This is a genomic window from Petrotoga sp. 9PW.55.5.1 (genome assembly GCF_003265365.1).
In the GTDB taxonomy this organism is placed as follows: domain Bacteria; phylum Thermotogota; class Thermotogae; order Petrotogales; family Petrotogaceae; genus Petrotoga.
Genome location: NZ_AUPM01000023.1, coordinates 1 through 6,314, shown reverse-complemented (window position 1 = coordinate 6,314; position 6,314 = coordinate 1). Strand labels below are relative to the sequence as shown.

General features: G+C 27.4%; 9 protein-coding genes. All 9 read left to right on the top strand.

Going from position 1 to position 6,314, the window contains the following annotated elements:
* Positions 1-533: ABC transporter ATP-binding protein (locus PW5551_RS03790; protein ID WP_146738322.1), on the top strand; the 533-nt coding region annotated here is incomplete at its 5' end.
* A gap of 543 nt (positions 534-1,076) precedes the next feature.
* Positions 1,077-1,763, top strand: coding sequence for an ABC transporter ATP-binding protein (locus PW5551_RS03780; protein WP_113074481.1), 687 nt, complete (start codon positions 1,077-1,079; stop codon positions 1,761-1,763).
* Positions 1,763-2,434 (top strand): hypothetical protein, encoded by a 672-nt coding sequence (locus PW5551_RS03775; RefSeq protein WP_113074480.1) that lies wholly within the window; start codon positions 1,763-1,765, stop codon positions 2,432-2,434. The genes PW5551_RS03780 and PW5551_RS03775 overlap by 1 nt, the downstream gene beginning before the upstream one ends.
* 95 nt (positions 2,435-2,529) lie before the next feature.
* A complete protein-coding gene (locus PW5551_RS03770) occupies positions 2,530-3,165 on the top strand; it encodes a hypothetical protein (RefSeq protein ID WP_113074479.1) in 636 nt (211 codons plus the stop codon).
* Between the two features lie 253 nt (positions 3,166-3,418).
* A complete protein-coding gene (locus PW5551_RS03765; RefSeq protein WP_113074478.1) occupies positions 3,419-4,315 on the top strand; it encodes an ABC transporter ATP-binding protein in 897 nt (298 codons plus the stop codon).
* 115 nt (positions 4,316-4,430) lie between these two features.
* Positions 4,431-4,985, top strand: coding sequence for a hypothetical protein (locus PW5551_RS03760; protein ID WP_233488423.1), 555 nt, complete (start codon positions 4,431-4,433; stop codon positions 4,983-4,985).
* The gene (locus PW5551_RS03755; RefSeq protein WP_113074476.1) at positions 4,982-5,575 is read left to right on the top strand and encodes a hypothetical protein; all 594 of its coding nucleotides are present in this window, start codon (positions 4,982-4,984) and stop codon (positions 5,573-5,575) included. The genes PW5551_RS03760 and PW5551_RS03755 overlap by 4 nt, the downstream gene beginning before the upstream one ends.
* A gap of 60 nt (positions 5,576-5,635) precedes the next feature.
* Positions 5,636-5,833: a DUF4160 domain-containing protein gene (locus PW5551_RS10795; protein WP_113074475.1), complete on the top strand. Its 198-nt coding sequence runs from the start codon at positions 5,636-5,638 to the stop codon at positions 5,831-5,833.
* An 11-nt stretch (positions 5,834-5,844) separates the two neighbouring features.
* A complete protein-coding gene (locus tag PW5551_RS03745) occupies positions 5,845-6,105 on the top strand; it encodes a DUF2442 domain-containing protein (protein ID WP_113074474.1) in 261 nt (86 codons plus the stop codon).
* The last annotated feature ends 209 nt before the right edge of the window (positions 6,106-6,314 follow it).

Here is a 6,314-nt window from a genome sequence, read left to right as displayed (position 1 = left end):
GGTTGATATTAGGTTTATATGACAATTATGACGGTGAAATTTTAATAAATTCTATAGACTTGAAAAAACTTTCAAAAAGATCTTTAAGAAGTAGAATATCAATAGTTTCACAGAAAATATTCTTATTCAACGATACTATAGAGAACAATATAAAAATAGCAGGAGACGTAAGTGAGGAAAAATACGAGACAGCACTAAAAAAATCTGGGTTAAAGCAGTTTATAGATAACCTTCCTTTAAAGGATAAGACCTTAGTAGGGGAAAATGGGGTAAAGCTTTCTGGAGGAGAAATACAAAAAGTAGCTATAGCGCGAGCACTTATAAAATCAGATTCTTCCGATTTATTTATCTTTGATGAAGCGGCTGCACATTTAGATAAAGAAACAAAAGAGTTAATTAAAACATTTATAGATACAGAATTATGTGAAAAAATATGCATAATAATAGACCATTCCGACTATTTTAATGATATATGCAATAGAACGATAAATTTGATGTTAAAGCCAAACAATTGGAGTGAACAAAATGTCTAATTTTCTAAGATATCAAAAATTTAGAGGAAAAAAGGATTTGTAGAGGGGAGTGTACTTGGAAATATTTAAAGAATCACTGAGAGTGCTTTTTTATAATAAATTATTTCTCTCAATGCTTGGAATAATAATAGGGGTAGGGGTTGTGATGACCATAATAGCAATACAGGAGTTGGATTATTCTTTGGAATATATCCAGCCAATCAAGCGCCAAATTAAAGCCTGTAGAGGTTTTAAGGTATGAATGAAGGGATGATATTATGGAAATGATAAAAACACAAAACCTAACGAAGATCTTCAAAGTAAAAAAGAAAGAAATAAGAGCCATACAAGATATAAACCTATCCATTCAAAATATTAAAAGATTTAAATTATGAAGTATTTATAAATATTCCCTTCCGAACTATCGACAAAGATAAAATCGAGGATATAGTGGGTTTTGCAATGTTAAACAATATTAAAACTATAAGATTTTCACCCATTATTAAAAAAGACTTGTTTTAAAGATTTACCATGTTGGTACATTTCTTTTAAATAAAATGGAGGATGAAAAATGTTAAAGCTGGAAAAATATATTTTTATTTAGGGAAAAAATGCATTTTAAACGATCTCAACATGAATGTAGAAGAGGGAAATATTTATGGTTTTTTAGGGGCCAATGGGTCAGGAAAAACAACAACGATAAGAATAATCAGTGAAGTATTCAAACCAAACATCGGTAAGATCATAAAAAATAGCAAAATACAAGATAAAAAAAAGATAGGATATTTATTTCATCGAGATAGCCTATATGAAAGCCTTTCTGCTTTAGATAATTTAGAATTATTTGCTAAATTATATAATATTAATAATAAGGATCAAAAAATTTCACAATTATTGAAAGAAGTAAAACTATTTGATGTAAAAAATGATAAGGTGTCAACTTTTTCACAAGGAATGAAAAAAAGATTATCGTTATCTAGAGTATTTTTAAATAATCCTTATTTGGCTGTTTTGGATGAACCGTTTAGTGGATTAGACATCGAAGCTAAAGAATGGCTTATAAATTATATACTTGATAGAAATAAAACAGAAAATATGACATTTATAATATCATCACATGACATATATGAATTGAGCAAGATTTGTACTAAGATAGGAATAATAAGTAAAGGACACATTGTTAAAGAACAAAAAATAGATTATCCTCTTGAACCTACTTATATTGAAAAATTATACAAGGAGTGTCAATAATGCTAAAAAGGCTCATATTTAAAGACATAAAGATATTGACTTCTGTAAATAGTGTTAAAATAATTTACTTATTTATACATTTTTTGTTTGCTGCCATTGCTTTAAGCATGTATTATTTATATAAAAGCTCACCTAACCTTTCCATGTTAGCTTATTATTCATTAGTACTTCCAGCAATAATTATAAATAGCATCATTATATATTTGCCTGCATATGAATTTTATCGAGAACACCTAAATGGGGGATTTGAATACTTAATGTCAATAGGGGTTAATTTTAAAGAATTTATCCTTTCAAAATCTATAGTGATTATGCTCTACATTATTTTCCCTTTAATTTATTTAGTAATAGCTCTGTACCTTAGTAAAACCTTAAATTGGACATCATTGATATTTTATATTATGACATTAATAATATGGTCTTTTGCTACTTCTTTTTCATATATAGTCTCTCTTAATATAGTTATGAATCCTTCGAAATATATCAATAACACAAGTATCTTTAACTTATTCGCATTATTAATACTTATGTATTTACCAAAGTTAATAAAAGTGGTATTTAGATTTGAATTAATCTGCTTTATTATTTTTATTCTGGGTTTATTAATTTTGATTATTGCAGAGAGAAAAAGAAAAACAGCAGATGTGTCAATTATAATTATTTCAAGATAGTAATAGTAATTTATACTTCAACTATGAGATCAAATTATTCAATGTTTTAAAAGAATATATCCTATCTACATAAAGCGTAGCAGGAGGAAAAGTGTATGAAAAAATTGCTACATTATTATAAAATAATTTATACCTATGAAGATAAAAAATCAGTTAGTTTATTGAGAAATATAATATATGCCTTTATAATAATAGTTTTATACGCTATAGTCACAATTAGTATACCTACTTTTACTATTAATTTCAGGCACATATTAATTTATTTTACATTCTTATCTTTATCTGCAGCTGGTTTAAATATTTTTTATATAGAGAATAAGAGAGAAACAGGTTTATTTGAGTACTTATTATCGAGTGTTTTGAATAAATATGAAGTGATATTGATAGAGTATTTAATCATAATAAAAAGAAGTTTCTGTAATTTTTTTACTAATATATTTTTGCTATTACTTATTGCATATTTGAACAATATTACATTTAATATCGAAGTGTTATTTACACTGCTTTTGGTAATTTCACTATTTTTTATATATAATGGATTTGCATTGTTATTGTATTTCAAATTTGAAAATTACAGTAAAATTATCTCTGCATTAGTAGTTTTAAGTACAATGATTATATTGATTTTTACAGGTTCATATGTTCCTATATTTTTGACTTTGAATATATTAGTAATGTTATCATCGTTAACATTATATACAAATATTGATAATAAACATTTTCTACCGTAAAGTCTATTTTAAAATATACAAATCCAATTATTTTATTTGTACTGCTTACATAGTCGCCACTTGACTTCATAATGTCACATAACGCTTGCATACCTGCATACCTTGGAAATATAATCTAAAAGCATAGGTATAACATTGACGGATGGAGGTTTTATTTCTTAACTTTTATTTTGAAATATGCTAAAAAAAGAATGAGCTTTTTTATTTAGGAAATATATTGCAAGAAGGGAGCCTTATAAAGGTAGGTGGTTTGATGATTTTTCTCAATAACGTTGAAAAAAAGTTTGGAAAAACAAAGGTTTTAGATAACATCTCATTCAACATACAAGAAGGGGATGTTATTGCTTATGTAGGACCAAACGGAGCTGGAAAAACGACAACTATAAAACTTATACTCGGACTTCTGAAACCTTCTGCTGGTGAAGTAAAAGTTTTCAGCGAAAATCCTTATTCAAGTTTGAACGCTCGAAATAAGATCGATTTTGTATTGGATCATCCAGGGGTGGATGACGATCTAACAGCTTATGAAAATCTTAAATTCTATTCAAAGGTATATCATGCAAAAGTTAATAATATAGACAACATTCTTAAAAAGGTTGAGCTTTACGGCGTTAGAAATAAACTTGTTAAAACATTTTCAAGGGGTATGAAGCAAAGGTTAACTATTGCACGCTTATTCCTAAGAGAGCCAAAAGCCATAATAATGGATGAACCAACAAGTGGGTTAGATGTAGATGGAAAACTTCTGGTAAGAGACCTTATCAAAGAGCTTACTTTAACTAAAATTCCGATGTTGATAAGTTCTCATGACCTATACGAGCTTCAGCAAATATGTAATAAGGTTATTCTTATTTTTAATGGAAAGATTGTGAAAATGGATTCAATAGAAAATATTTTAAAAAGTGAGAGTGAAGATTATCAGATAATTATAAACGATGAAGCACCAAACTCATTATTAAGATCCTTAGAGATGTATGGTTTTACTTCTTATGAGTCTAAAGAAAAAAGGATTTTCATAAGACTTATGGCAGGGAAGATATCTGATGTTATAAATGTTATTTCTAAAGAAAATATAGAAATAAAAAGTATAGACAAAGTACAAACAACTCTTGAAGATGTTTATAGAAAGGAGAAAAAAAGAGATGTTTAAAGCTATATTTTGGCGTGAATTTAAACGTAATATTAGAAAATTTAAACAGACTCCTAATTTAAATAAGGTCTTTCGTGTTATTTATATAGTTATTTTTTTCCTCTTTTCTATATTATTGAGCTTATTAGATGATTCAAACCCGTGGAATGGATTATTCTTTTTTCTAATCAGTTCTACTCTATTTGTGGCAAGTTCTGCAACTAATTTCAAAGAAGATTGGAAAAGAGAACTGTTTGATTACATTTTAGCTATGCCAATAAGTACTAATGGTTATGTATTATCAGTTAGTCTTTTCGGAGCTTTAATGTCAACTTTTTTTGTTATTCCAACTTCATTAGTACTTGCTTTAATCATGTTGTTTATTTTTAAAGAATCTTTTACTCTAATTGTTTTTTTCTACATTTTATTAATACCATTTGTGCTAGGTTTCCTCATTGCTTTGAGTAATTCTACTTACCTACTTTTCTCATTAAAAGTACAATGGGTCTACGGGATTATCTATTCAATATTCTTTTTGCTGTCTATTATCATACTTCCTTTTTTACAGCTTATCAGACAAATAGACATTTCGTGGATTCATTTTACTTTGGTTTCCATTTTAATTTTTTTTATGATAGACATCTTAATTGTAGTGTTTTTGGATAAAGAAAAAGCGGTGATTAAACAATGAAATATATTTTTTGGTTAGAGATTAAATCATTAAATAAAACACTTTGGTTTGTTGTTATAACAATTTCTTTTGTTATATATATATTACTTTTCATCTCAAAATATATCGGTTTGTCTTTTTTAAATTACCTTCCCATACTTTTAATTGTAACAGTACCCTTATTTATTCAATCAGATAGATTTAGAAGAATAGACAAATCAAAAGGGTTAATAGACTATTTTTTAGTTATCTCAAGTGCAAGGGCAATTTTGTTGATCAGAGGATTAACGGGGGGATTAATTGGAACGATTATTCTTCTTCTTTCACTACCAGCGATAATCATAATAGGGGGATGGAGTTATCTTTTATTTGCTATCGCCGCTGTCGTATGGACTACTGCCTATATTTTAGTTGAAGGTTATAGTATCTGGTATAGATCTGATAAATTTTCTTCTATCTTCACTATTGCTATCATGTTTGGAGTAATAATTGCAATAAACTTTCCTCAATTAGATTTTTTAGTTTTCACTGTTTTATTCATTAGTTTTGTAATTTCAGGAATATTAGCCTTATTTTATGCAGAAAAAGATAAGGAGAAGATTTTGAGTTAAAACAGGGGGCATTTTCAATGTAAGCAAATTATTCTTAGTTATTTATATTAGTAGTTCAAAATTCTAATTCATGCATATTATGGTGAATTCAAAGCTGTAATAGATATAAATTCTTGCGAATTAATAGAAGGAAATTTACCAAAAAAACAATTAAAAATTGTATTAGCTTGGGCAGAATTGAGAAAAGAAGAATTATTATCAGATTGGAATCTTGCAATGAAGGGAGAATTACCTTTACCTATAGATCCTATACGATAGGAGTGATATAAATGTATATTGGAGTAATAGAAGTAAAACCTTTAGAAAATTACAAATTACTTTTGACATTCGATAACAAAGAGAAAAAAATATTTGATATGAAGCCTTACTTAGATAAAGGACTATTTAAAGATTTAAAAGATGAAAAAATTTTTAAATCGGTAAGAGTATCATTTGATACTATTGAATGGAGTAATGGCTTAGACATCGATCCCGAATTTTTATACAAAAACAGTACCAAATTAGAAAACGAGGACATTGTAACCTCTTAAAATCCTAAAACTATTTTGTGCTCAAGCAAATGCCTCCAAAGTTTCAACAATCTTCTCTCTTTCTTCACCTTCAAAAACATAGAAAGAAGTTGCAGATAATCTTCTTTTTAAAGTGTATTTCTTCACAAATACATTAATTTCTTTTGGTACCTTTGGTCTTAATTCTTTTGGTATGTTCTTATTTCATAATACCTTCCATAGTTCATTAT

Bases quoted from the DNA above. Each gene is read 5' to 3' on its own strand.
- PW5551_RS03780 (WP_113074481.1), top strand. From the start codon at position 1,077: ATGAAAAATGTTAAAGCTGGAAAAATATATTTTTATTTAGGGAAAAAA.
- PW5551_RS03775 (WP_113074480.1), top strand. From the start codon at position 1,763: ATGCTAAAAAGGCTCATATTTAAAGACATAAAGATATTGACTTCTGTA.
- PW5551_RS03770 (WP_113074479.1), top strand. From the start codon at position 2,530: ATGAAAAAATTGCTACATTATTATAAAATAATTTATACCTATGAAGAT.
- PW5551_RS03765 (WP_113074478.1), top strand. From the start codon at position 3,419: ATGATTTTTCTCAATAACGTTGAAAAAAAGTTTGGAAAAACAAAGGTT.
- PW5551_RS03755 (WP_113074476.1), top strand. From the start codon at position 4,982: ATGAAATATATTTTTTGGTTAGAGATTAAATCATTAAATAAAACACTT.
- PW5551_RS03745 (WP_113074474.1), top strand. From the start codon at position 5,845: ATGTATATTGGAGTAATAGAAGTAAAACCTTTAGAAAATTACAAATTA.